Source organism: Actinoplanes sp. HUAS TT8 (assembly GCF_051380535.1).
Taxonomy (GTDB): Bacteria; Actinomycetota; Actinomycetes; order Mycobacteriales; family Micromonosporaceae; genus Actinoplanes.
This window is the reverse complement of sequence record NZ_CP195646.1, coordinates 5794929-5818425: the sequence shown is the minus strand read 5'-3', so window position 1 is coordinate 5818425 and position 23497 is coordinate 5794929. Positions and strand designations below refer to the sequence as shown.

At 72.1% G+C, this 23497-nt stretch carries 16 protein-coding genes; 10 read left to right on the top strand and 6 right to left on the bottom strand.

Going from position 1 to position 23497, the window contains the following annotated elements; genetic code table 11:
- Positions 1-102: 102 nt before the first annotated feature.
- Positions 103-3147: a putative bifunctional diguanylate cyclase/phosphodiesterase gene (locus ACSHV8_RS26045; protein WP_436519552.1), complete on the bottom strand. Its 3045-nt coding sequence runs from the start codon at positions 3145-3147 to the stop codon at positions 103-105.
- 178 nt (positions 3148-3325) lie between these two features.
- Here ACSHV8_RS26045 and ACSHV8_RS26040 point away from each other — a divergent pair, with 178 nt between their 5' ends.
- The 7 genes from ACSHV8_RS26040 to ACSHV8_RS26010 all read left to right on the top strand — a co-directional run bounded on the left by ACSHV8_RS26040 (position 3326) and on the right by ACSHV8_RS26010 (position 12418).
- On the top strand, positions 3326-4168 hold the full coding sequence (locus ACSHV8_RS26040; RefSeq protein ID WP_436519550.1) for an alkaline phosphatase family protein: 843 nt from the start codon (positions 3326-3328) through the stop codon (positions 4166-4168).
- 4 nt (positions 4169-4172) lie between these two features.
- A complete protein-coding gene (locus tag ACSHV8_RS26035; RefSeq protein WP_436519548.1) occupies positions 4173-5402 on the top strand; it encodes an MFS transporter in 1230 nt (409 codons plus the stop codon).
- Entirely contained in the window at positions 5392-6381 is a 990-nt protein-coding gene (locus ACSHV8_RS26030) for a hypothetical protein (RefSeq protein WP_436519546.1), read from the top strand. Before ACSHV8_RS26035 ends, ACSHV8_RS26030 begins: the two co-directional genes overlap by 11 nt.
- Positions 6382-6839: 458 nt before the next feature.
- On the top strand, positions 6840-10784 hold the full coding sequence (locus tag ACSHV8_RS26025; protein ID WP_436519544.1) for an nSTAND1 domain-containing NTPase: 3945 nt from the start codon (positions 6840-6842) through the stop codon (positions 10782-10784).
- A gap of 10 nt (positions 10785-10794) precedes the next feature.
- Positions 10795-11544 carry a glycosyltransferase family 2 protein gene (locus ACSHV8_RS26020; protein ID WP_436519542.1) on the top strand — a complete coding sequence of 250 codons (750 nt, stop codon included), beginning with the start codon at positions 10795-10797 and terminating at the stop codon, positions 11542-11544.
- A gap of 89 nt (positions 11545-11633) precedes the next feature.
- Positions 11634-12020: a PRC-barrel domain-containing protein gene (locus ACSHV8_RS26015; protein WP_436519540.1), complete on the top strand. Its 387-nt coding sequence runs from the start codon at positions 11634-11636 to the stop codon at positions 12018-12020.
- A 98-nt stretch (positions 12021-12118) separates the two neighbouring features.
- Complete coding sequence (locus ACSHV8_RS26010; protein ID WP_436519538.1) at positions 12119-12418, top strand: DUF6401 family natural product biosynthesis protein; 300 nt, start codon at positions 12119-12121, stop codon at positions 12416-12418.
- Positions 12419-12513: 95 nt separating this feature from the next.
- On the opposite strand, the gene ACSHV8_RS26005 is transcribed toward ACSHV8_RS26010, so the two are convergent.
- The 5 genes from ACSHV8_RS26005 to ACSHV8_RS25985 all read right to left on the bottom strand — a co-directional run bounded on the left by ACSHV8_RS26005 (position 12514) and on the right by ACSHV8_RS25985 (position 18797).
- On the bottom strand, positions 12514-13287 hold the full coding sequence (locus tag ACSHV8_RS26005) for a PRC-barrel domain-containing protein (RefSeq protein ID WP_436519536.1): 774 nt from the start codon (positions 13285-13287) through the stop codon (positions 12514-12516).
- Between the two features lie 170 nt (positions 13288-13457).
- Positions 13458-14366: a 5'-3' exonuclease gene (locus ACSHV8_RS26000; RefSeq protein WP_436519534.1), complete on the bottom strand. Its 909-nt coding sequence runs from the start codon at positions 14364-14366 to the stop codon at positions 13458-13460.
- Between the two features lie 276 nt (positions 14367-14642).
- On the bottom strand, positions 14643-15671 hold the full coding sequence (locus ACSHV8_RS25995; RefSeq protein WP_436519532.1) for an aldo/keto reductase family protein: 1029 nt from the start codon (positions 15669-15671) through the stop codon (positions 14643-14645).
- A gap of 103 nt (positions 15672-15774) precedes the next feature.
- On the bottom strand, positions 15775-18111 hold the full coding sequence (locus ACSHV8_RS25990; RefSeq protein ID WP_436519530.1) for an ABC transporter permease: 2337 nt from the start codon (positions 18109-18111) through the stop codon (positions 15775-15777).
- Complete coding sequence (locus ACSHV8_RS25985) at positions 18108-18797, bottom strand: ABC transporter ATP-binding protein (protein ID WP_436519528.1); 690 nt, start codon at positions 18795-18797, stop codon at positions 18108-18110. The genes ACSHV8_RS25990 and ACSHV8_RS25985 overlap by 4 nt, the downstream gene beginning before the upstream one ends.
- A 148-nt stretch (positions 18798-18945) precedes the next feature.
- Between ACSHV8_RS25985 and ACSHV8_RS25980 the strand changes: the two genes are divergently transcribed.
- From ACSHV8_RS25980 to ACSHV8_RS25970, 3 genes are read left to right on the top strand one after another with little or no spacing between them, the layout of a single operon-like run.
- Positions 18946-19755: a sensor histidine kinase gene (locus ACSHV8_RS25980; RefSeq protein WP_436536907.1), complete on the top strand. Its 810-nt coding sequence runs from the start codon at positions 18946-18948 to the stop codon at positions 19753-19755.
- Positions 19752-20402: a response regulator gene (locus tag ACSHV8_RS25975; RefSeq protein WP_436536637.1), complete on the top strand. Its 651-nt coding sequence runs from the start codon at positions 19752-19754 to the stop codon at positions 20400-20402. The genes ACSHV8_RS25980 and ACSHV8_RS25975 overlap by 4 nt, the downstream gene beginning before the upstream one ends.
- Before the next feature lie 34 nt (positions 20403-20436).
- On the top strand, positions 20437-23337 hold the full coding sequence (locus ACSHV8_RS25970) for a hypothetical protein (protein WP_436536635.1): 2901 nt from the start codon (positions 20437-20439) through the stop codon (positions 23335-23337).
- The last annotated feature ends 160 nt before the right edge of the window (positions 23338-23497 follow it).

Below are 23497 nucleotides of genomic sequence, written 5' to 3'. Positions count from 1 at the left end.
CCGACCTCACCGTGTGAGTGAGTGTTCGGTTACCGACAGTCGAGAACAAACAGGATTTCCCGTACGTAAGGTGGCTCGTTGCGGGATCGGCATGCTCAGCTTTCACGCGCTCAGCGCGGCCGGCTGGGCGATCGTGGTCATGGCCGGGATGTCGGCCGGCCACAGCGGCTTGGCGAAGTGGTATCCCTGCCCGTAGTGGCAACCCATGGTGTCCAGGGCGATCCGCTGCCCCGGCTCCTCGATGCCCTCGGCGACCACGGCGAGGTCCAGGTTCCCGGCCAGGGTGACGATCGCGTCGACCAGGGCGTGCTGCTGCCGGCTGGTCAGAATGTCGTCGATGAACGACTTGTCCAGCTTCAGCACGTCCACCGGCATCTGCCGCAAGTAACTCAGGGAGCTGTAGCCCGTACCGAAGTCGTCGATCGCCACCCGGACCCCCATGGCCCGCAGGGCGCGCAGGTCCTGGATCACCTTGTCGGCGTCCTTGAGGACCAGGCTCTCGGTGATCTCCAGCAGCAGCCACTCGGGGCGGGCGCCGGCCGCGTCCAGGGCCTCGCGGACCTGGGCCACGAAGTCGGCCGCGCGGAACTGCAGCGGTGACACGTTCACGCTGACGTAACGCAGCGTGGTCTCCGGGTCCTGGGCCTTCCACTCGGCGATCTGCCGCAGCGCCTCGCGCAGCACCCAGCTGCCGATGCCGACGATGGCCCCGTTCTCCTCGGCCGCCTCCACGAAGTGGAACGGGCCGAGCAGCCCGCGGGTCGGGTGCTGCCAGCGGACCAGGGCCTCGACCCCGGTGACCTGCTGGTCGGCGAGCTCGACGATCGGCTGGTACTGCAGCATGAACTGCTCGTCCTCGATCGCCTCGTGCAGCTGGGTGCGCATCTCCAGGCGCTGGACCATGGAGTGGGCCAGGTCGCTCTGGTAGCGCTGCCAGCCACCCTTGCCCATGCCCTTGGCCAGGTAGAGGGCCAGGTCGGCGTGGCGCAGCAGCTCGGTGGCGTTGTCGGCGTCGCGGTTGATGGCGATGCCGACGCTGACCTTGCCGCTGACCATGTGCAGGCCGCCCTCGCCGTCCGGCACCTCCAGGGGCGCGTCCAGCTCGGCCACGATCCGGGCCGCCAGTTCCTCGGTGGCGTCGGCGCTGTTGCTCTGCTCGACCAGGATGGCGAACTCGTCGCCGCCCATCCGGGCCGCGGTGCTGCCGGCCCCGATGATCGCCGAGATGCGCTGGGCGACGGCGAGCAGCAGCTGGTCGCCGACGGCGTGCCCGAGCGTGTCGTTGACCTCCTTGAAGTCGTCCAGGTCGACGAAGAGCACGCCGAGCGTCGCACCGTCGCGCTCGGCGACCATGAACGCCTGCTCCAGGCGGTTACGGAACAGCACGCGGTTGGCCAGCCCGGTCAGCGAGTCGTGGAACGCCTGGTGGGTCAGGTCGTCCTCCAGGCGGCGCTGCTCGGTGACGTCCCGCATGGTGACGACCAGGCCGGCCACCGACGGTTCGTCGCGCAGGTCCCGCAGGTCGCACTCGATGAGCATGGTGCGGCGGCCGGCGCCCTGCGCGGTCAGCTCGATGCCGTCCAGCTCGCCGTGCGTGTGCCGGACCCGGGCGAGGGTGTCGTTCAGCGCGTCCTGCCCGTCGGCGGCGATGAGCAGGGAGATCGGGGTGTCCACGGCGACCGGGGCGCCGAACAGCTTGGTCGCCGACGGGCTCGCGTACAGGATGGTGTCGTCGTCGCCGACGATCAGGATGACGTCGGCCGTGCTCTGGATGAGCGTGCGGAAGTACGCCTCGCTGTCGCGCTGGTTGATCTCGGCGGTCAGGGCGATCCGCTCCAGCACCACCGCGACCTGCGCGGCCAGGGTCTGCAGGGACGGCCGAACCGCGTGCAGCACGTCCTCGGCGGCGCCCAGGACGGTCTCGCCGTGCCGGCCGCCGAACAGCGGCTGGGTGACGAACAGGGCCAGGGCGAAGCCGCCGGCACCCTCGGGCAGTTCGCCGGCGGTGCGCCAGTCGACCGCCAGATCGACGGTGCCCGGCGTGGGTGGGCTCAGCCGCAGGTGGTACGGCGTCCCGGCCGGCATCAGGCGCACGATCGCGTCCTGTACGGCGTCCTTGACCTCGTCCTCGGTGTTGGCCGCGAAGAGCAGGGTGCCGGCCTCGCGCAGCGCCCGCTCCCGGGCCCCGGCCTGCCGCTGGGCCACCGCGAGGTCGGCGACCCGGGCCAGGACCAGCACGAACATGACGGCGGCGGCGGCCGCGATGACCGGCGCGTCGACGATGCCGCCGCGGGCGATCTCGGCCGGGCGGCCCTGGATGTACTCCAGGCAGAGCACGGCCGGGGCGATCAGCGCGGCCCCGGTCAGCCAGACCAGCCGGTGCTGGCCGATCACGGCGCGGGAACGCTCGGCCCGCTCGGTGAGCTGGCGCATCCCCGGCCGCAGCGCGGTGTAGCCCATGGCCGTGTAGAACACTATCCAGCCGAGGTCGACCGGCCCGCCCAGCTGCCAGTCGCTGCGCAGCTGGGACTGGCCGTAGAAGATGTCCGACAGCAGCAGGCCGACCATGGCCAGGCCCAGGCTGGACAGCGCCTTGGGGCGCTTGCCGGTGGCGGTCAGCATCCGCAGGATCATGGCCAGCACGAGCACGTCGCCGAGCGGGTAGCCGATCGAGACGATCTTCTCCAGCACGGACAGGTCCTGCGACCGGGTGAACGGCGCGATCCAGTAGACCCAGGCCAGCAGGCCCAGGCCGACGGTCGGGACCATCGCGTCGAGCAGCGCCGCCCGGTTGTCCCCGCTGCCTGACCGAGCCCGGATGAACAGCAGGAACGCGCCGGTGATGAGCGGATAGACCAGCAGGTAGAACAGGTCGGCCAGGCCGGGGAAACCGGGCTGGCGGCCGATCGCCAGGATCAGGTTGTACCAGCTGTCGCCGGTGGTGAAGAACGCCAGGGCGGCGCTGGTGAGATACCAGGGCAGCCGCTGGGCCGGCCGGTAGAGCCGCACCCCGACGAGGACCGCGACGGCCGAGGAGTAGCCGAGCAGCGCCCAGGTGTACAGGTGGGCGTCGGGGAAGGCGTAGTACAGGACGATCAGTGCCAGCCACCAGCCACTGAACACCACGCGAGCGGTTCGCGTCGCCATGCCTACTCCGTTCGCGATGGTGGTTCCGACTACCGCGTTATCGGGGGGTTCGGGCCGGACCTGAGACCGTCTCGGAGACTCGCACCCGGTTGGCAATCAATAGACGTATGTCAGTACTTAACCTTTCGGCCACGTACCGTGTCGAAATCCTTCGATGATCTTGACGAGGATGCTCGGTATGTCCATTCGGCGTATCGGGACCGTCCTCGTGTCCCTCGCTCTCCTCGCGGCCGGCGTCACCGCCGCGTCACCGGGAGCCCAGGCCGCGACCACCGTCCCGGCCTTCGATCACATCGTCCTGGTGATGTTCGAGAACAAGGCGTCCTCGCAGATCACCGCGTCCTCGGCGTCGTACTTCACCTCCCTGGCGGCACAGGGCGCGAAGTTCACGCAGTCGTACGCGATCACCCACCCCAGCCAGCCCAACTACATCGCCCTGTTCTCCGGCTCGACCCAGGGCGTGACCAACGACGACTGCCCCAAGACGTTCACCACCGGCAACCTCGGCGCCCAGCTGATCGCCGCCGGCAAGACGTTCAAGGGCTACTCCGAGGCGATGCCGTCGGACGGCTACACCGGCTGCTCCAGCGGCACCTACCGGCGCAAGCACAACAGCTGGGTCGACTTCAGCACGGTGCCGGCCGCCAGTAACGTCCGGTACTCGACGTTCCCCACCGATTACACCAAGCTGCCGACCGTCTCGTTCGTGACGCCGGACATGTGCAACGACATGCACGACTGCTCGATCAGCACCGGCAACACCTGGCTCAAGAACAACCTCGACGCGTACGCGCAGTGGGCCAAGACGCACAACAGCCTGCTGATCGTCACGTTCGACGAGGACAACTCGCTCTCGCTCAACCACATCTACACCACGTTCGTGGGCGCGAACGTCAAGACCGGCTCGTACACCGAGAAGATCACGCACTACACCGTGCTGCGCACGATCGAGTCCGCGTACGGGCTGTCCGCCCTCGGTGGTGCCGCGAGCGTCTCGCCGATCACCGACGTCTGGCAGTAGCCACATGTATCTGGCCTCGGTGGAACGGCCGGCCGTAGGACGGGCCGACCGCACGAAACGCATCGCGGGCACGGTCCTGGCCCTCGGCACGGTCAGCCTGATCACCGACGTGTCCAGCGAGATGGTCTCGGCGATCCTGCCGCTGTACCTGATCGCCGGACTGGGACTGAGTCCCGCCGTCTACGGGCTGATCGACGGCCTCTACACCGGGGCGACCGCACTGCTGCGCCTGGTCGGCGGGTACGTCGCCGACCGGGCGCGGCGCCGCAAGACCGTCGCCGGCCTCGGCTACGGACTCTCCGCGCTGATGAAGTTCGGCCTGCTCGCGGCCGGCACCTCGGTGCCCTGGCTCAGCGCCGCGATCGTCGCCGACCGGGCCGGCAAGGGACTGCGCACCGCACCCCGCGACGCCCTGATCACCCTCGCCACCCCGGACGGGCAGCTCGGGCGGGCCTTCGGGGTGCACCGGGCGATGGACACCGCGGGTGCGTTCGCCGGGCCACTGGTCGCGCTGGCCGTGCTCGCCGCGTCCGGCCAGGCCTACGACTCGGTCTTCGTGGTCAGCGGCTGCATCGCCCTGATCGGCGTGCTCGTCCTCGTGCTGTTCGTCCGCGACCATCGGGCGCCGCGCCCGGCGTCGACCACGGTCAGCCTCGGCGCGGCGTTCGCGCTCCTGCGGCGCCGGCCGATCCGGATGCTGCTGACCGGGGCGGTGCTGCTCGGCCTGAGCACGATCGGGGACGGGTTCGTCTACCTGCTCCTGCAGCGGCGCGAGTCCATCGCCACCGGCTGGTTCCCGCTGCTCGCGGTCGGCACCAGCCTCGCGTACCTGCTGCTGGCCATGCCCCTGGGCAACCTGGCCGATCGCATCGGCCGCGCCCCGGTGGTCCTCGGCGGCTACGCCGCCCTGCTGGCGGTCTATCTCACGCTCGGGTCCGGCCTGGGCGGTCCGCTCGCGGTCGTCGTCATTCTTTTCCTGTACGGCGTCTACTACGCGGCCACCGACGGGGTGCTGATGGCCCTCGCCGGCCCGCTGCTCCCGGCCGAGCTGCGCACCACCGGTCTCGCCCTGGTGCAGACCGGCCAGGCCCTGGCCTACCTCGTTTCGTCGGTGCTGTTCGGTCTCGCCTGGCAACGGTGGGACGCGAGCGGCGCCGTTCACGCGTTCACCCTGTTCGCGGCCCTGGCCCTGCCGGTCTCCGCGCTCCTGCTGAGGAATGCCCGTGACCACTGAACTCTCGTTGCGCCGCCGGGTGCTGCTGGCCGCCGCGGTCACCGTGGTGCTGCTCGGCGGCGCCGTGGCCTACGTGATCGTCGCCGGTCACCGCGGGGACGCGCCGGCCGCGGCGGCGACCGCGGTGGACGCCTCACCCGGGCCGCGGGTGCTGTTCCGCAGTACCGCCGCCTCCGGGTACGGCCGGGTCGCCACCGTCGCCGAGGGCGCCGAATCCGGTCCGCGCACACTGTCGGCGCTCGACTGCGTGCGCGTCTACGCGGCCGCCGGACGGGGCATCTGCCTGCGCCCGGACGGACCGCTGGCCACCTACCAGCTGGCCGTGCTGGACGCGTCGCTGGCCGTCCAGGAGACGTATCCGGTGGTCGGCGTGCCGAACCGGGCGCGCGTGTCGCCCAGCGGGAACGTCCTCGCCTGGACCGTGTTCGTGACCGGCGACTCGTACAACGGCGGGAAGTTCTCGACCCGCGCCGGCATGATCGACTTCGCCACCGGCGAGACCGTCGACTCGCTCGAACTGTTCACGGTGATCGGCGCCGCGAAGGCCGTGGACATCAACTTCTGGGGCGTCACGTTCCTCGACGACCAGCACTTCTACGCGACCATGTCCACGGCCGGCAAGCGGTACCTGGTCGCCGGGGACGTCGCGGCGCAGACCGTACGGACCCTGGCCGAGAACGTGGAATGCCCCTCGCTGTCGCCCGACCGTACGCGGATCGCGTTCAAGGAGGCGATCGGCGGGAACCCGGCCAAAGGGTGGCGCCTGTCCGTTCTCGACCTGGCGAGCATGCGGCGGACCCCGCTGGCCGAGACGCGCAGCGTGGACGATCAGGCCGCCTGGTACGGCAACGACACGATCATGTACGGCCTGCGCCGGGGCACCCGGGAATCGGACGTGTGGGCCGTCCCGGCCGACGGATCGGGCTCGGCCCGCCTGCTCATCCCCGACGCCGAGTCTCCGGCCGCGCTCGGGAACTGAGGGCGCCGGGGCCGGACATAGCTCTGGACCGGCATCCACGGGGGGAGACGCCGGTCCAGGTGCCCAAGAGTACACAGGATTTATCGATGGCTGTCCAGCCTCCCCGCCACCGGGCCCCGGCGTCGCACGCCGCGGGCCCGGATGACGGAGGAACATCACTCACAAAATCAGGAACCGGCGCGCCGATTCCTGGTTATTGAATTTATTTTGGTGAACGCTGTGGGCAATCGCCGTCGAGCGTTCGTGCCCGATGATCCGGTGCCCGTTCGGGATGGACCGCCCCCGTTGTAATCGCGGCCATCCGGTCGCGGTGTGCCGTGCCGGCGGACGATCACGAAGGATGCCTCAGCCGCGCCCCCGTCCGCCATGTCCGCTGAAGTCCGGTCTGTATCATGGCTGCTCGATCGACGGTCCCGGGTTTTCCGGTCCGGATCCTTCAGCTTGTGAGGGCGGAGGGCATGGGCGATACGGAGCCGCGGGCGGCCTTCGCCGAACGCTTCGCGCTGCTGTACGCGCAGGCCGGAAATCCCACACTGACGAAAGTGGTCGCCTCGGTCACCCGCGCACGATTTCTGGACGACCACGGGCAGCCGATCCGGGTGTCGATCCAGCGAGTCAGCGACTGGCGGCGCGGCACCAACGTGCCCGCCCGTTTCGGGCCGCTGTCGGCCGTCCTGCGGGTGCTCATCGGCGAGGCCCGCAAGAAGCATCCGCAACCGGTGGCCGAGCACCTCTACGACATCCAGGACTGGCAGTCGAGGTGGGAGCAGGCGCTGGCCAGCCCGGCCGCCGCCCCCGAACCGGCCGACGTCGAGTCCGGCGTCTCGCCGTACCGTGGGCTCGCCTCCTTCCGCGAGGAGGACGCCGCCTGGTTCTTCGGCCGGCAGCGCAGCACCACCGCCCTGCTGGACCGGATCACCGACGCGGCCGGTTCGGGCGGGCTGGTCATGCTGGTCGGCCCGTCCGGCGCCGGCAAGTCCTCCCTGCTGCAGGCCGGCCTGAGCGCCTCGATCCTGGCCGGCCGCCTCCCGTTGCCGGAGTCCAGCCGATGGCCGGTCGTGGTGATGACCCCCGGCACCGACCCGCCGGCCGAACTGGGACGACACATGCCCGAGGTCGCGGCCCTGGCCGACGGGGTCCCGGCCGATCGGCTCGCGCAGGCGATCGCCGACCACGGGCGCCGGGCCGGCGGCGCGCAGGCCCGCACCGTGCTGGTGGTCGACCAGTTCGAGGAGGCGTTCACCCTCTGCGAGGACGAGCAGCGCCGCCGGCTGTTCATCAACGCGCTGGGTCTCGCCGCGGCCGGGGACGCGCTGGTGGTGCTCGGGGTGCGCGCCGACTTCTACGCACGGTGCCTGGAACATCCCGTACTGTCGCAGGCTCTTCAGCATCGTCAGATGGTGCTGGGGCCGATGGCCCCGGCCGAGCTCCGCGAGGCCGTTCTCGGCCCGGCGCAGGCGGCCGGTCTGGAGATGGAGGCCGGGCTCCCCGAGCTGATCCTGCGGGACCTGTCGATCAACCGGGAGCCGGACGACGCCGAGGCCACCTACGACGCCGGCGCCCTCCCGCTGCTGTCGCACTCGCTGCTGGCGACCTGGCAGCGGCGGCAGGGCGGCAAACTGACGGTGGCCGGGTACCGGGACGCCGGCGGGATCCAGGGCGCCGTCGCCACGACCGCGGAACGGTCCTGGTCCGAGCTGTCCCCGACCGGGCAGGCGGCCGCCCGCCGCATGCTGCTGCGGCTGGTCCGGGTCGGCAAGGACACCCGGGACACGCGCCGGCGGGCCACCCGGGACGAACTCGTCGAGTCGGCTCTCGTCGAACCGGCCGGGGACAGCGCCGAGGCCGCCGCCGCGCTCGAGATCCTGGCCAAGGCCCGCCTGGTCACGCTCGACGCGGGCACCGTCGAACTGACCCACGAGGCGCTGCTCTACGCCTGGCCCCGGCTGCGCGACTGGATCGAGCAGGACCGTGCCGGCAACCTCCTGCGCCAGCGGCTGGAGGAGGACGCCTCGGTCTGGCACGACGAGGGCCGCGATCCCTCGATGCTCTACCGGGGCCTGCGCCTGGAAGCGGCCCGGCAATGGGTGCGCAGCGACGGGCTCGCCGGTCTGACCGTGGTCGCCCGCGAGTTCATCACCCGCTCCGGGCGGCAGTGGCGGCGCACCGGCTGGATCCGGCGGGCGGCGATCGCCGCCATCTCGGCCTTCGCCCTGCTCGCGGTGGCCGGCGCGACCGTGGCGATCGACCAGCGCGACGACGCGCTGTTCGAGCAGCTGCTCGCGCAGACCGACCGGATGCAGCAACCCGACCCGTCCCTGTCGGCGCAGCTGGCGCTGGCCGCCGACCAGCTGCGCCCGGACGACGGCCGGGCCCAGGCGAGGCTGCTGTCGACGCAGGACGTCCCGCTGGCCCGGCCGCTGTCCGGGCACAGCGGCGCGGTGTACCTGACCTCGTTCAGCCCCGACGGCCGGACATTGGCCACCACCGGCTTCGACCGCACGATCCGCCTGTGGGACGTCGCCGACCGCAGCCGCCCGGCCGCCCTCGGCGAACCCCTGCACGGTCACACCAGCTGGGTGACCTCGGCGGTGTTCAGCCCGGACGGCCGCACCCTGGCCACCGCCGGCGACGACCGGACGGTCCGGCTCTGGGACATGACCGACCGGGACCACCCGAAGGCCCTCGGCGCACCGCTCGACGGTGGCGGCGGCACCATCTACCTGGTGGCGTTCAGCCCCGACGGGCACACCCTGGCCACCGCGAACCAGGACCACACGGTCGGGCTGTGGGACCTGAGCGACCGCGACCGGCCGGTCCGGCGGCCCGCCCTGACCGGGCACGCCGCCGCCGTGCGCGCGGTCGGGTTCAGCCCGGACGGGCGGACCCTGGCCAGCGGCAGCGACGACAAGACGGTCCGGCTGTGGAACGTCGCCGACCCCGCACACGCCCGCCCGGCTGCTTCCCCGCTGGCCGGGCACGCCGACACGATCCACTCGGTGGCGTTCAGCCCGGACGGGCACACCCTGGCCAGCGGCAGCGAGGACCGGACGATCCGGCTGTGGAACGTCGCCGACCTGGCCCGCCCGGTCGCCCTGCAGCAGAGCCTGACCGGGCACGACGGGTCGGTGTGGTCGGTGGCGTTCAGCCCCGACGGCCGGGTCCTGGCCTCCGGGAGCAGCGACGGCACGGCCCGGCTGTGGACGGTGAGCGACCCGGGCCGGCCGCAACCGATGGGCCAGCCGCTCGCCGCCCGCTCCGGCATCGTCTACGCCGTCGCGTTCAGCCCCGACGGCACCAGCCTGGCCACCGGCAGCGACGACGGCACCGTCCGGCTCTGGTCCGTGCCGGCCCGGATCCTGATCGGTCACAGCGCCCGGGTCACGTCCACGACCTACCGCCCCGACGGGAACCTGCTGGCCACGGCCGGGGCGGACGACACGGCCCGCCTGTGGGACGTCCGCGACCCCGGCCGGCCGGTCCAGGCCGGGCCGCCGCTCACGGCCGGTGGGAGCGTCTCCGGCGTCGCCTTCAGCCCCGACGGCAACCTGCTGGCCATGGGCAGCACCGATCAAAAAGCCACCCTTTGGGACGTACGGGATCCGAGCCGTCCCCAGCGGATCGGCACCCCGCTGACCGTGAACGCGGGCGGGCAGGTCGCGTTCAGCGCCGACGGAACGGTCCTGGCCACCCAGAACGAGGAGACCATCCAACTCTGGGACCTCCGCGACCCGGTCCACCCCCAGCCGCTGGCCGTGATCGAAACCGGCCACACGGGCTACATCACGACGATCCGGTTCAGCCCCGACCGGCACACTCTGGCCACCGCGAGCTTCGACAGCACGATCCGGCTCTGGGACATCACGAACCCGGCCGCGCCGGTCGCGCTCGGACCCGCCCTGACCGGGCACAGCGGGCCGGTGTGGTCGGCGGCGTTCAGCCCGGACGGGCGGACCCTGGCCACGGCCGGCGGCGACAAGACCGTCCGCCTGTGGGACGTCCACGACCCGCGGCGACCGGAACCGCTGGGCGAGCCGCTGACCGGACACACCGACGCCGTGAGCGCGGTCGCCTACAGCGCCGACGGGCGGACCCTGGCCAGCACCAGCTACGACAAGACGATCCGGCTGTGGAACGTCGCCGACCCGGCCGAGCCGGCCGCCGCGCTCGACGGCCAGCCGCTCACCGGCCACAGCGGCGTCCTGCTCACACTCGCCTTCAGCCCCGACGGGCGGTCCCTGGCGATCGGTGGCGCCGACACCGACGTACGGCTCTGGCAGGTCGACCGGGACGCGGCCGAGCAGCGGATCTGCTCGGCGACCCGGGGCGCCCTGACCGCCGAGCAATGGGATCAACTGCTGCCCCGGCTCGAATACCACCAGCCCTGCCCGGACCCGTCATGAAAGGTGCACCATGCCGCTGATCTCCGTCCTCACCCCCGTGCACGCGGACCGGGCGGAATTCCTCGCCGAGGCCGGCGAGAGCCTGGCCGCGCAGGACCGGCCGGACGGGTGGGATCTTGAATGGCTGGTCCAGGAGGACGGTCCGGCGTCGGCCCTGGCCGAGGTGGCCCGGCGCTTCCCGTTCGCGCGCTACCAGGCCAACGGCGAGACGCTCGGCGTCAACATCGCGCGCAACGTCGCGCTGGCCCGGGCCGCCGGGACGCTGGTGCACGTGCTCGACTCCGACGACCTGCTGCTGCCGGGCGCGCTGCGCACGGCCGTCGAGGCGTTCGAGGCGCACCCGCGCATCCACTGGGTCAGCTCGCAGGCGTACGACCTGATGCCCGACCTGACCCGGGTGTCGTTCCCGGCGCCGCTGGAACCCGGCGTGATCGAACCGGGCGTGCTGACCCAGCTCGTTCTCGACAGCGGGAAACCGGCGGCGCCGTGCGCCGGGCTGACCGCGCGCACCGACACCGTCCGGGCGTTCGGGGGCTGGGTGGCGACCGCCCGTGGCGGGGATCTGGCGCTGGTCGTGGCGTTGGGGGAGACGACGCCGGGCTACCTGCCGCCGGAGATCACCTGGCTGTACCGGCGGCACCCGGGCCAGATCACCGGGCAGGACGGGTGGTCGCGGCTGCAGGACGAGTCGATGGCGTTGATCCGGCAGCGGATCGGGGCGTTGCGCCGGCTCGGCCTCTCCGTCGCGAGCGGAGCCTGAGCCCGTCGGGGTTCGCGCTTTTCCTCACCGGGCGGTTTCGCGCTCATCCCCGCTGGGCGGTTTCGTGCTGCTCGCCGCTGGGCGGTTTCGTGCTGCTCGCCGCCGGGCACTGCCACGGCATGTTCCCGGCGGAAAATCTGCGTGACTGGCGTGGCCAGAAGGTCATCGACCCGGACGGCGCCAAGATCGGTGACCTGGAGGCGGTGTACGTCGACACGGCCACCGACGAGCCGTCGTTCATCACCGTGCGGGTCGGCTTCATCGGCCGGCACCGGCTCGTGTTCGTCCCGCTCGACGGTGCGACCGTGCGGCCGGACGCCGTGCGGGTGCGCTACGACAAGAAGCTGGCCGGGGACGCCCCGGCCATCGACCTTGACGGCGAACTGGCAGCGGCGGACGAGCCGCGGGTGTTCGCGCACTTCGGCGTTCCGTACATCGCGGGCACCGGGGGAGAGCGGCGCCTCGCCCGCCGCTGAACTCGGATCGGCCGACCGCTTCGAACCGGGCCGACGAACGGTTGATCGCCGTTCGTCACCGTTGTGGGCGGTTCTGGGGCTTTGTACGGTAGGGCGCCATGGAGTGGGACCTACTCAGCGCCGGTGCGCGCCTCGCCCTTGATCAGTGGGAGCGGCGTCTCGGGGCTCCGGCCGCACCTGAGCCCGGGCTGGTGGCCGTTATGGATCAGCACGGGGCGCGGATCAGGGCGGCCGTCGGGGCGGTGAACGTGGTCAACCTGGCGGCCTACGCGGACGGGGTGGCCGACGTGGCGGCCCGTCGAGGGTGGGAGGCATCGGCCGTGGGGGACTGGCGGCGGGCGCCGTGGATCTCGGTGCATCTGCTGGCGGTGTGCCTGATGGGTCGGGCCGCTTCCTGAGCGCGGTGCTCATTCCGTACCCAATAATCGGTTTTTGGTGTGAAAAAGCCCTGGCCGTTCGCAGCGGCCAGGGCTTCTCGATCAGGCTGCTCGGGTCAGCCGAGGCGGTGCTCGTCGCCCGGCAGATCCCGATCCTGCGGGGTGATCGGGCGCTCGGTGGCCACGTACCTGCGCAGGCCGGGCCGGTCGGTCCGGCCGGGAGTGGCCTCGGTCGACTCGTAGCGGCCGTTGCCCTGACCGGCGCCGTGCTCGAAGTCGGTGCCGGTCGTCTCGTAGCCGGCACCCGTGGTCTCGGCGCGGGCGCCGGTCGTCGGCTCATGGCTCGTGCCGGCCGTCTCGTAGCCCGTGCCGGCCGTCTCGTAGCCCGTGCCGGTCGGCTCGTAGCCGGCGGCGCTGGTCCGTTCGTGGCCGGTGGCGCCGGTCGGCTCGTGGTCGGTGGTCGTGGCGAAGTTGGCGCCGCGGGTGTGATCGTCGGCGCGGCCGTAGCCGGACTCGCCCGCGTAATACTCGTTACCGGCGGCCGCGCCGGCCTGGTAGGACCGGTAGCTGTCGTGCTGGGCCAGGCCGTAGTAGGAGTAGAGGCGATCCACCTCCTCCTGCGACAGCGGCTCGTCGTGGTCGGCGTCCACGTTCGGGGCGTCCTTCACGGTCGCCTTGTCGAACGGGACCACCAGGCGGTCGTCGGCCAGATCCGCGTCCTGCAGCGGAACCAGCGACTCGTTCAACCCGAACAGACCGGTGCGCACGCTCACCCAGGTGGGCAGCCCGGCGGCGTCCGTCCACACCTGCCCGGCCGTGCCGATCTTGTCGCCGTCCCGGTCGTGGACGTGCCGGCCCTGCAGAGTGTGGATGTGCTCCTGCGTGATCACGGGGGATCTCCCATCAGTGGGGGTTCTCTACGTCTTCGCATCATTTGCGTAATGCGTGGGCTTTTGAGTACCCGCTCTGGTTGATGCCCCGTGCCGTCCGCTTCTAACAATCCGAGCGGACTCATTCACGCTTCGTTCTCTTTCGTGTCCCTTCGTGAGATTCCTGGCGGTCAGCCGGCCAGGGCGTCGACCAGGCGGCGGGCCGAACCGGCCAGATTCCACCGCTCGGCCAGGGCCAGCAGCGCATCCGGGTCCCGCGGCTCCCGGGGCAGGGCCGGATCGAAGTCCGGAAGCTTCACGTCCAGGGCGACCCGGCACACCGGCAACGCCCGGGCCAGATACCCCCGGCCGGCGTCGAGCTTCGTGCGCACACCCGGCGCGAACCCGGCCTCCGGATCGTCGAGCGCGGCCATGATCTCGGCGATCCCGCCATAGCGCTCGATCAGCCGGGCGGCCGTCTTCTCACCGACCCCGGCGACCCCGGGCAGGCCGTCACTGGCGTCACCGCGCATCGCCGCGAAATCCGCGTAGAACTGCGCTCGCACCCCGTACTTCGCCTGGACCAGAGCCTCGTCGGCATCCTCCAGCTTGGCCACGCCGCGCCCGCAGTAGAGCAGCCGGGTCCGGCGCTCGTCGTCGACCAGCTGGAACAGGTCACGGTCGCCGGAAACCACCTCGACCGGGGCGGGCTGGGTCGCCGCGAGCGTGCCGAGCACGTCATCGGCCTCGTAGCCGGGCACCCCGAACGCCGGAATACCCACCGCCGCGAGCACCTCGAGCAGCACCGGAACCTGCCGTTCGAGCGACGCCGGCACCTCCTCGACCGCGTCGTGCGCGACCCGATGCGCCTTGTACGACGGCACCAGCTCGACCCGCCAGGCCGGCCGCCAGTCCGCATCCAGCGCACAGACCAGCCGGTCGGGCCGCCTGGCCCGCACCAGCTGCGCGATCATGTCGAGGAACCCGCGGATCGCGTTGACCGGCTCGCCGCCCTCGGTCTGCGCCGCCTTCTCCGGGATGCCGTGAAACGCCCGGAAGTACAAGCTCGGGGCGTCGACGGCCAGCAGTGGTCGAGTCACGCGCCAACCTTGCCACACGGGTACGACAACCTCGGCCTCTCGACCCACGTCCTTGCGATCTTCTCCGGCGAGAGTCCGAGGGGCCACGCCGTGACGTCCGAGTGGATGAGGTGGACGTTCGGTCGGCGGGTGACGCGGGATCAGGCGGGCACCCATATCCCGAGGAAGACGGGCATCGAGGAGCTTTCTTCTTCCGCATCTGCAGCCAATGTTTTCCGTATCCTGCAGGCAAATAGTTCCGTATTCTGTCGGGCTTTGTCAGAGATCCGGAACGCGTCAGGCCTCAGCCTGGCTCCAGGTGTCCTTGACCGCCATCATCCGGGCGGTCTTCGCCGGATCCCGATCCACCAGGTCGCCCAGCACCGCGTCGATCGCGGCGAGCAGCTCGCCGGACAGGCGGACCCCGGCCGCCCCCGCGTTCTCGGCGACCTGCTCCGGCCGGGTCGCGCCGATGATCGCCGAGTTCACCCCGTCCTGCTGCAGGACCCACGCGATCGCCAGCTGGGCCATGGACAGCCCGGCCTCCTCGGCCAGCGGCCGCAGCCGTTGAACCCGTTCCAGCAGTTCAGCCCCGAGCACCCGCTGGATGAACCTCGGTGCACGACCGCCGCTGGTCGCCCGCGAGCCTTCCGGTGCGGGCTGACCGGGCCGGTACTTGCCGGTCAGCACCCCCTGCGCCAGCGGCTGGAACACGACCTGCCCGATGCCCTCGTCCCGGCACAGCGGCAGCACCTCGGGTTCGATGACCCGCCAGAGCATGTTGTACTGCGGCTGGTTGGCGACGATCCGGCTGCGCAGCCCCAGCTCCGCGGCGAGGTCGAGCGCCTGCCGGATCTGCCCGGCGGTCCATTCGGACACCCCGAGATAAAGGACTTTTCCCTGACGTACGAGATCGTCCAGCGCGACGAGCGTCTCGTCCAGCGGCGTCTTCTCGTCGAACCGGTGAGCCTGGTAGACGTCGACGTAGTCGGTGCCGAGCCGGCGCAGCGACGCGTGACACGACTCCATGATGTGTTTGCGGGACAGGCCCCGGTCGTTCGGGCCGTCGCCGGTGGGCAGGCACACCTTCGTCGCGATCTCCACCGAGGAGCGGCGCACCGGCCGTAGTGCCTCGCCGAGGACCTCTTCGGCGGCGCCGAGCGCATAGACGTCGGCCGTGTCGAAGGTCGAGATGCCCGCGTCCAGCGCCGCCCGGATGCAGGCCAGCGCCGAGTCGCGGCCGACCTGCTCGCCGTGCGTCAGCCAGTTCCCATAGGTGATCTCACTGATGTGCAGGCCGCTGCGTCCCAGGCGTCGATGATCCATGGGAACCGATCTTAGGGGTGGGATCGGTTCGCACCCGGACCGTGCGCGGCCGGCCGGCAGCCCCCGCAGCATCCGATGTTGCGGGGGCTCGGCGCCGGTCGGGTCACTCGTTGTGCAACACCTGCGCGATCGTCAGCCGGGCCGCCGAGCGGGCCGGGATGAGCGCCCCCAGCACCGCGATCACCACCCCGCTGAGCACCAGCAACCCGAGCATCCCGGGCGCCCAGACCTGCAGCACCGACTCCGGCAGCCGGAGCCCGGCCGCCCGCTCCGCCATCGGGATGATGAACCGGTGGGCCACGATCCCGAGCGGGATCCCGAGCAGCCCGCCGATCACCCCGAGCGCGGCCACCGAGGTGACCGTCATGGCCACCACCTGCCGCGGGGTCATCCCGATGGACTTGAGCATGCCCAGGTCGCGGCGGCGGTCCAGGACGTTGAGCGCGACCGTGTTCAGCACGCCGAGCGCGGTGACCGCGGCCAGCAGGATCGACAGTACGGTGGAGAAGCCGGTGACGATCGTCGCGAACTCGTTGCCGCCGGCGTTGACCCACGAGAACAGCCCGGGGTCGGCCGCCCGCACCCCGTCGGCGTACGCCTGAAGGTCCGTCCCGGCGGTCACCTGCACCTGGTAGAGGAAGTCGTCCGGGGCGAGGGTGCGACCCGGGTCGAGCTGGGCCAGCGCCGCCCGCTCGGCGAACAGGCCCTCCGGCCCGGGAGCACCACGCACCGTCTCGCCGACCAGGGTGACCGTCTTGCGTCCGCCGCCCAGCTCGACCGTGAGCCGGTCGCCGATCCGGAGGCCGCGGCGATTCATCAGCTGGCTGGGCGCGACCACCTCGTCCGGCCCGGTCATCCAGTGCCCGTCCAGCATCTGCTCCTCGTAGCCCAGCGCCGCCACGTCACCACGACCGAAATTGATCTGCAGCGGCTCGCCCATCCCGGCCACCGACACCTCGCGGCTGTAGAAGACGCCGACCCGCGCGGTCCCGGGCCGGCCGCGCAGCAGCGCCTCGATCTCGTCCTCGGTGCGGGTGCTGGTCGTCCCGAACTGCGGGGACTGGACCCGCACCCCGATCTGGCCGCCGGACCGGTCCCCGATCTCGGCGACCCGGATCACCGAGTCGGACAGCCCGGTCGCGAACGTGACCGTGGTGACCCCGAGCAGCAGCGTGGCCAGGGTCAGCGCGGTCCGGCCGGGCCGCGCGAACGGCAGACCCAGCCCGAGACTCACCGACCGGGGCAGCCGGGACCCGGTCAGCGCCCGCTGGACGCGCAGGCCACGGCCCTGCCGCTGGGCGCTGCCGGCCGAGATCGCCTCGGCCGCGGACAGGCGATGAGCCTGGCGGGCGGGCAGCAGCGCGGCCAGGATGACGATCACCGGCACCCCGACCAGGCCGGTCGCCCACACCCAGGGCCGGGCCCCGGCATCCTGCCCGAATCCGAGCCCCTGGAACGTGTCGGTCAGCATCGGCTCGGCCGCCAGCGCCCCGAGCACCGTGCCCGGCACCGCGCCGGCCACCGCCGGGACGGTCACCATGGTCAGGTAGACGGTGACGACCTGGCGTGGTGTGAAACCGATGGCCTTGAGCACGCCGATGTGCCGGACCCCGGAGACCACCGCGCCGCTCACCACGTTGCCCACGATGATGACCGCGACGAGCAGCCCGAGCACCCCGAACGTGCTCAGGAACGGCAGGTACGTCCCGGGCTGCTCGGCCGCCTGCTGCTTCAGCGCCAGGTAGGGCTGGGCGGCGACGAGCGCGCCGCCGGGGAGCCCCGTGGTCACCCCGGCGAGCCGCGCCCGCACCGCGTCCTCGGTCGCCACGTCGCCGGCGAACCGGTACAGCATCTGGGTCGAGGCCGGACTCATCGTGGCCATCTGCGCCGGAGCCACCCAGGCGTCGGCCGAGCCGCTGATGCTGAACGCCCACCCGACCACCGCGAGCGTCGTCCCCTTGACGGTGACCGAGGTGGTCTCCCCGAACGGGCCCTCGTCGAAGTCGTCCGGGCGCGGCGGGGAGGCCAGCACGATCTCGCCCGGCCCGGTGGCCCAGCGCCCGTGCCACAGGTCGAGCTGGTCGACGGTGCCACCGGGGTCGGCGCGCCCCACGATCGTGAGCGGGCGACCGCTCAGGAACAGGTCCTCCTGGTTCTCGGCCTCGACCACGACCTGCGGGAACGGCCCGTTCAGCGCGGCCACCCCGGCGGTCGCGCCGGTCAGCTGCGCGTCGGTGACCTTCGCCGGGTCGTAGGTCGCCACCGCGTGCGCGCCCCGCTGCTGCTCGAAGGCTCGGTCGAACGGTGCCGACGCCGCGTCCAGCAACGCCAGCGAGACCACCCCGGTGGCCGTGCAGAAGAGCGCGACCAGCGCGATCACGAACGTCTGCACCCTGCGCCGGCGAACGGCCGCCCGGGCCGCCCGCCACACCGCGCTCACAATCTCTCCAGGGTGGCCTCGCGGGCGATCCGGCCGTCACTCATCTCGATCAGCCGGCTCGCGCAGCGGTGCGCCAGCCGCTCGTCGTGCGTGACGATCAGCAGTGTCTGCCCGATCTGATTGAGGTCCAGCAGCAGGTCCATCACCTGCTCGCCGGCCTTGGAATCGAGCGCGCCGGTCGGCTCGTCGGCCAGCAGCAGCGCCGGCCGGTTCATCAGCGCGCGGGCCACCGCGACCCGCTGACGCTCGCCGCCGCTGAGCGCGGCCGGATAGATGTTGCGCCGGTCGGCGATGCCCAGCTCGTCGAGCAGCTCCAGGGCACGGCGGCGGGCCGGGCCGGCCTTGCTGCCGGTCAGCTGCGCGGCCAGGGCCACGTTGTCGAGCGCGGGCAGGTCGTCGAGCAGGTTGAAGAACTGGAAGATCATGCCGAGGTGGTGACGGCGGAACAGCGCCAGGCGAGTCTCGTTCATCTCGTCGATGCGCTCGCCGTGCACCTCGATGACGCCGGCGCTCGGCCGGTCCAGCCCGGCGATCATGTTGAGCAACGTGGACTTGCCGCACCCGGACGGGCCCATCACGGCGACCGCATCGCCGGGGCGGATCTCCAGGGACACCCCGTCCAGCGCGACGGTCTCCCCGTATTCCTTGCGTACGCCGTCGAGGCGCACCACCGTCTCAGTCGTCATGGGACGGAACGCTAACGACGCCGTACCCGGATGGCATCGGACCGTGGTCTGACATCCTTTCGCCGTACATCCGGGGATGTAGGCGCCGTAGGCGCCCGGGATGATGTGCCCGCGCCCGCCGTCTGCCAAGGTGTGACGGGTGGGAACAGTGGTGCTGGCCGGAGCCCTGGCGGCCGCCTGTGCGATCACCACTGGTCTATGGATCGCGCTGCTCCGCACCTGCCGGCATCGCGCCCGCGACCTGGGCGAGCGCGGCTGGCTGCTGGAACGGGAGCGGGAGAGCGCCGCCCGGGCCGCCGTCGGTGAGGAACGCGCGCGCATCGCCCGTGAGCTGCACGACATCGTCAGCCACAACGTGAGTGTGATGATCGTGCAGACCGCGGCCGCCCGCGAGATCCTGACCACGCTGCCCGGCACGGCCGATGCGGCGCTGGCCGAGGTGGAGAAGGCCGGGCGCACCACGATGACCGAGTTGCGGCATCTGCTGGGTTTGCTGGCGCCCCGCGCGGACGGCGAGGAGTCCGATTCGGATCTCACGCCGCAGCCGACCCTGAGCAGTCTCGGCGCGCTGGTCGACCGCATCGCGTTCGCCGGTCTGCCGGTCGAGGTGCGCATCTCCGGGGAGCCGCGCCCGCTGCCGTCGGGCATCGACGTCACTGCCTACCGCATCGTCCAGGAAGCGCTGACCAACGCCCTGCGGCACGGCGCCGGCGGCAAGGCCGAGGTGACCATCCGCTACGCCGAGCGCGCGCTGCGCGTCGAGGTCCTGACCAGCGGCCCCAGCGTCCTCACCGGAGACCCCGGGCCAAGGCCCGCCGCTGGTCGAGGCCCCGGCGCCGGTCGCGGTCTGCTCGGCCTGCGGCAAAGGATTGCGATGTACGGCGGTGATCTCGACGCCCGTCGCCGGCTCGGCGGCGGTTTCCGCGTCCGGGCGCGGATTCCGGTGGAGGCGCCATGACGTCCCCGCGCGTCCTGATCGTCGACGACCAGGAGCTGATCCGCGCCGGCTTCCGACTGATTCTGACCGCTCGCGGCATCGACGTGGCCGGCGAGGCGGGCGACGGCGCCGAAGCGGTCGAGGCCGAGCGCCGGCTGCGCCCCGACGTCGTACTGATGGACATCCGCATGCCGGTCCTGGACGGCCTTGAGGCGACCCGGTTGATCCTGGCGCGCAGCCCGCACTGCCGCGTTCTCATGCTCACGACCTTCGACCTGGACCGGTATGTCTACACGGCCCTCGCCCTGGGCGCCAGCGGCTTCCTGCTCAAGGACGTGACGGCCGACCACCTCGCCGCGGCGGTCCGCCTGGTCGGCACCGGGGACGCGCTGCTCTCACCGTCGATCACCCGGCGCCTGGTGCAGCGGTTCGCCACCGCACAGCCGGCCGTCCACCGCGACCTGTCCCCGCTCACCCCCCGCGAGACCGAGGTGCTGGCGCTGCTCGGCCGCGGCCTGTCCAACACCGAACTGGCCGAGACGCTGACGCTCAGCGAGGCGACCGTGAAGACCCACGTGGCCCGCATCTTTGCGAAACTGCAGCTGCGCGACCGCGCCCAGGCGGTCGTCCTGGCCTACGAGACCGGCCTGGTCACGCCGGGCGGCTGATTTCTGTCGGACCCCTCGTCTAGGTTTCTGCGCCATGGGAGACCTGGACTGGGACGTCCTCGACGAGCGGGCCCGCGGCGGTGACATCGCCGCGGTGCGGGACATGCTGTGCGCGGCCGGCGAGCCCGAGCGTCTCGCCTTCGGCCGCCAGGTCAAAGCCCGCCTGACCGCGTTGCGCCCGGAGGACTGGTGGCGCGGCGAGTTCGACCCGACCGGCGCGTTCGGCCTGGCCGTGCTCGGTTCGGCCCCGTCCGCCGCGGCCGCGGTGAGCCTGCTGCGCCGCCCCGACATGCGCGACAAATGGGGTCGCATCCCGATTCCGTACGCGATGGAGGTGATCCGATCCCGGAAACTCCCGTGGCTCGGCGACCTCGGCCTGCGGCTGGGCGCCCACGTGCGCGGCACCGACCCGTGGGAGCAGGGATGGCCGCTGGTCGCCGCCCTGTGCGTCGAGGGCGGCACCACCCCACCGGCCCCGCGCGGCGTGATCTCCGGCTGGATCGCCCACCTGCAGTGGCCGGGCCTGAACACCCGCGTGACCGTGCCGTTCGTGGATCGGTTGCGCTCGGATCCGTACCTTGACCTGCTGTTACCCGTCGTCTTCGAAGCCGAGACCCTCGGCGTCGACCTGGCCGCGGCCGAGTGGGACCCCAGGACCAGAAGCCACGTCGGCCCACCGGCTTTCCCGGCAGCCGTCGCCGAGCTGGCCCGCTCCGGCCGCCTCGACCGCTCCCGGCTCCTGACCGCGACCGTCGACCGCCTTGCGCGCGGCGGCGGCCCGACCGCGCTGAGACCGTTCGCCCTGCTCCACGACGCGCTGGCGCCGACCGCGGGGGAGATGGCCGGGCACGCCGACCCCTACGCGCGGATGCTGGCCGATGCTCCGGCGGCGGTGGCCGGCCTGGCGCAGCGCGCTCTGCGAGCGGTTGACGACGCGGGCCTCCTCGACGTCGACGTGCTCCTGCCGGCCGCCCGTGAGGTTCTGCTGAGGCCGGTGAAGTCCCTGGTCAAGACCCAGTTGACCTGGCTCGGCCGGGCAGCCGCGCGCGAGCCGTCCCGGGCCGCCGAGATCATGGAGACGGTCGCCGTGGCCTTCAGCCATCCGGCCGGCGAGATCCAGGACCGCGCCCTTACCCTGATCGCCCAGCACGTCCCGACCCTCGACGAGCCCGCCCGTGCCCGCCTGGCCGCGGTCGCCGCCGCCCTCGACGACGACCTGGCCGCCCGCGCCGCCACCCTGTTCAAGCCTGCCGACCCGGCAACCCGGCCCGAAGCGTCGACAGCCCACAGCGGCCCTGCTTATCCGACGACCGGGCCCGAGGGCGACGGCGGCGCCCTGGCCTCCGGAGCAGCGGCGCCGTCGGCCGTTCTTCCGTTGCCTACGGCTGCGGAGCCGTCGTCGGGCCCGGTGTCGATCGGGGCCGTGGCGCTGTCGGCCGGATCGTCGCCGCTCGTGGCCGCGGCGGTGCCGTCGCTCGTGGTGCCGGGCCAGGCGGACGCGATGCCGTTGCCGGTCGCGAGCACCGCCGAGCTGGCCGAGGAGATCGGCGCGCTGGGGCACGAGGAGACGGCCGTTCGCTGGGAGCGGGTGCTGGCCGGGCTGGTGGCGGTGCGGTCCGGCGCCGATCGGTCCCCGCTGCGGCATCTGGTGGCTCGCTGGGCGGATCCGGCGCACCGGATCTGGTCGCACGCGCCGCACTTCCTGCACTTCGACCCGCTGGTGCGCCGGGTTGCCGACCCCGGCGCGGAGCTGCCCCCGCTCCCGTCCGATCCGGTTGCCTCCGGTGCTCCGGATCGGCTGCTGGCCCTGCGCGTAGTCGAGATCTATACGCGTCTGACCGCGGGTGGTCCCCGGCCGCCGATGCTGGTGGCGACGCCGACCCGGGTGGACGGAAGCCTGGATGCCGAGGTGCTGGCCGACCGGTTGCGCCAGGCCGCGGCCGAGGGGTGGGAGCCGTGGCCGATCGACCTGGAACAGGCATTCCTGCGACTGCCCCGGGGCACCGATCCGGCGGTGGCGGCCGGCCTGACCTCGGCGGCCGGGCGGCAGTTGGCGGCGTGGCTGATAGCGGGCGGCCTGCCCGATCCGGTGAGCACACGCGTGGAGCAGTACTACGGCGAGCCGGGCCGGGCGGCCCGCGTGAAGGTCAACCTGGCCCCGCCCGACCTCGCGACAGATCATCTGGGGGTGTCCGGGCAGTGGCTGACGTTCACGCGGTTCCCGGATGCACGCTGGGACCAGGGCCGCTGGATTCCGTGCCCGGAACTACTGACCGCTGCCCTCCCGCACCACCGCGAGATCAACGCGGCCTGGGCGCTGTCGCTGATCGCCGGCTCGGCCATCGACGACTCGCGCGGCGACACGAGCGTGCTTCCGCTGCTTGCCGAGAGTGGCGGCCCGTTCGGCCCGGCGATGTCCCTGGCCCTGGCCTACGCCCTGACTGCCCGCGACCGGTCCGATCGGGTGTCCGCCACCGACGCCTTCCTGATCCTGGCCGCCCGCTCCACCCCCGCCGCCGACGCTTTCCCGGTCCTGGCCGCTCGCTCCACCCCCGCCGCTGACGTCGATCCGGGTCCCGCCGGGCTCGTGGCCGACGGAGTGGCGGGGGAGAGTTTCGCCGCTGCGGTCGGCCGGGACCTCGCTGGTCTGACCGTTGACCGCCTGGTGAAACTCGCTCGTGCGGCCGAACCGCTCGGCGACGCGCACCAGGCGGGCGCGTCGCGGGCCGTCTGGGAGTTGCTGGTGGCCGCCCTGCCCGCGCTCTTCCCGCACCGGCCGCGCGGACTGCCGGATCTGATCGAACTGGCCACCCGGGTTGCCGCCGGGATCGGCGTCGGCGACGAGATTCCCGGCCTGGCCGGCCTGGCCGCCGCCCGCGGATCGAGCCGGCTGCTCACCGAGGCGAGGAGGCTGCATGCTGTCCTGATCGGCTGATCCGGCTTCCGGCACCCTTTGCAGGATCGTGCGGCCCGGGATCCGGGCCGGGATCGTGCGGGCCGGGGTGCTGCCGGCCGGGGTTGTGCGAGCTGGGGCGTGCCATCCGGATGGTGTGGGGCGGGCTGGCTGTCGCGGAAGTTGAACGAGCGTTAAGCTG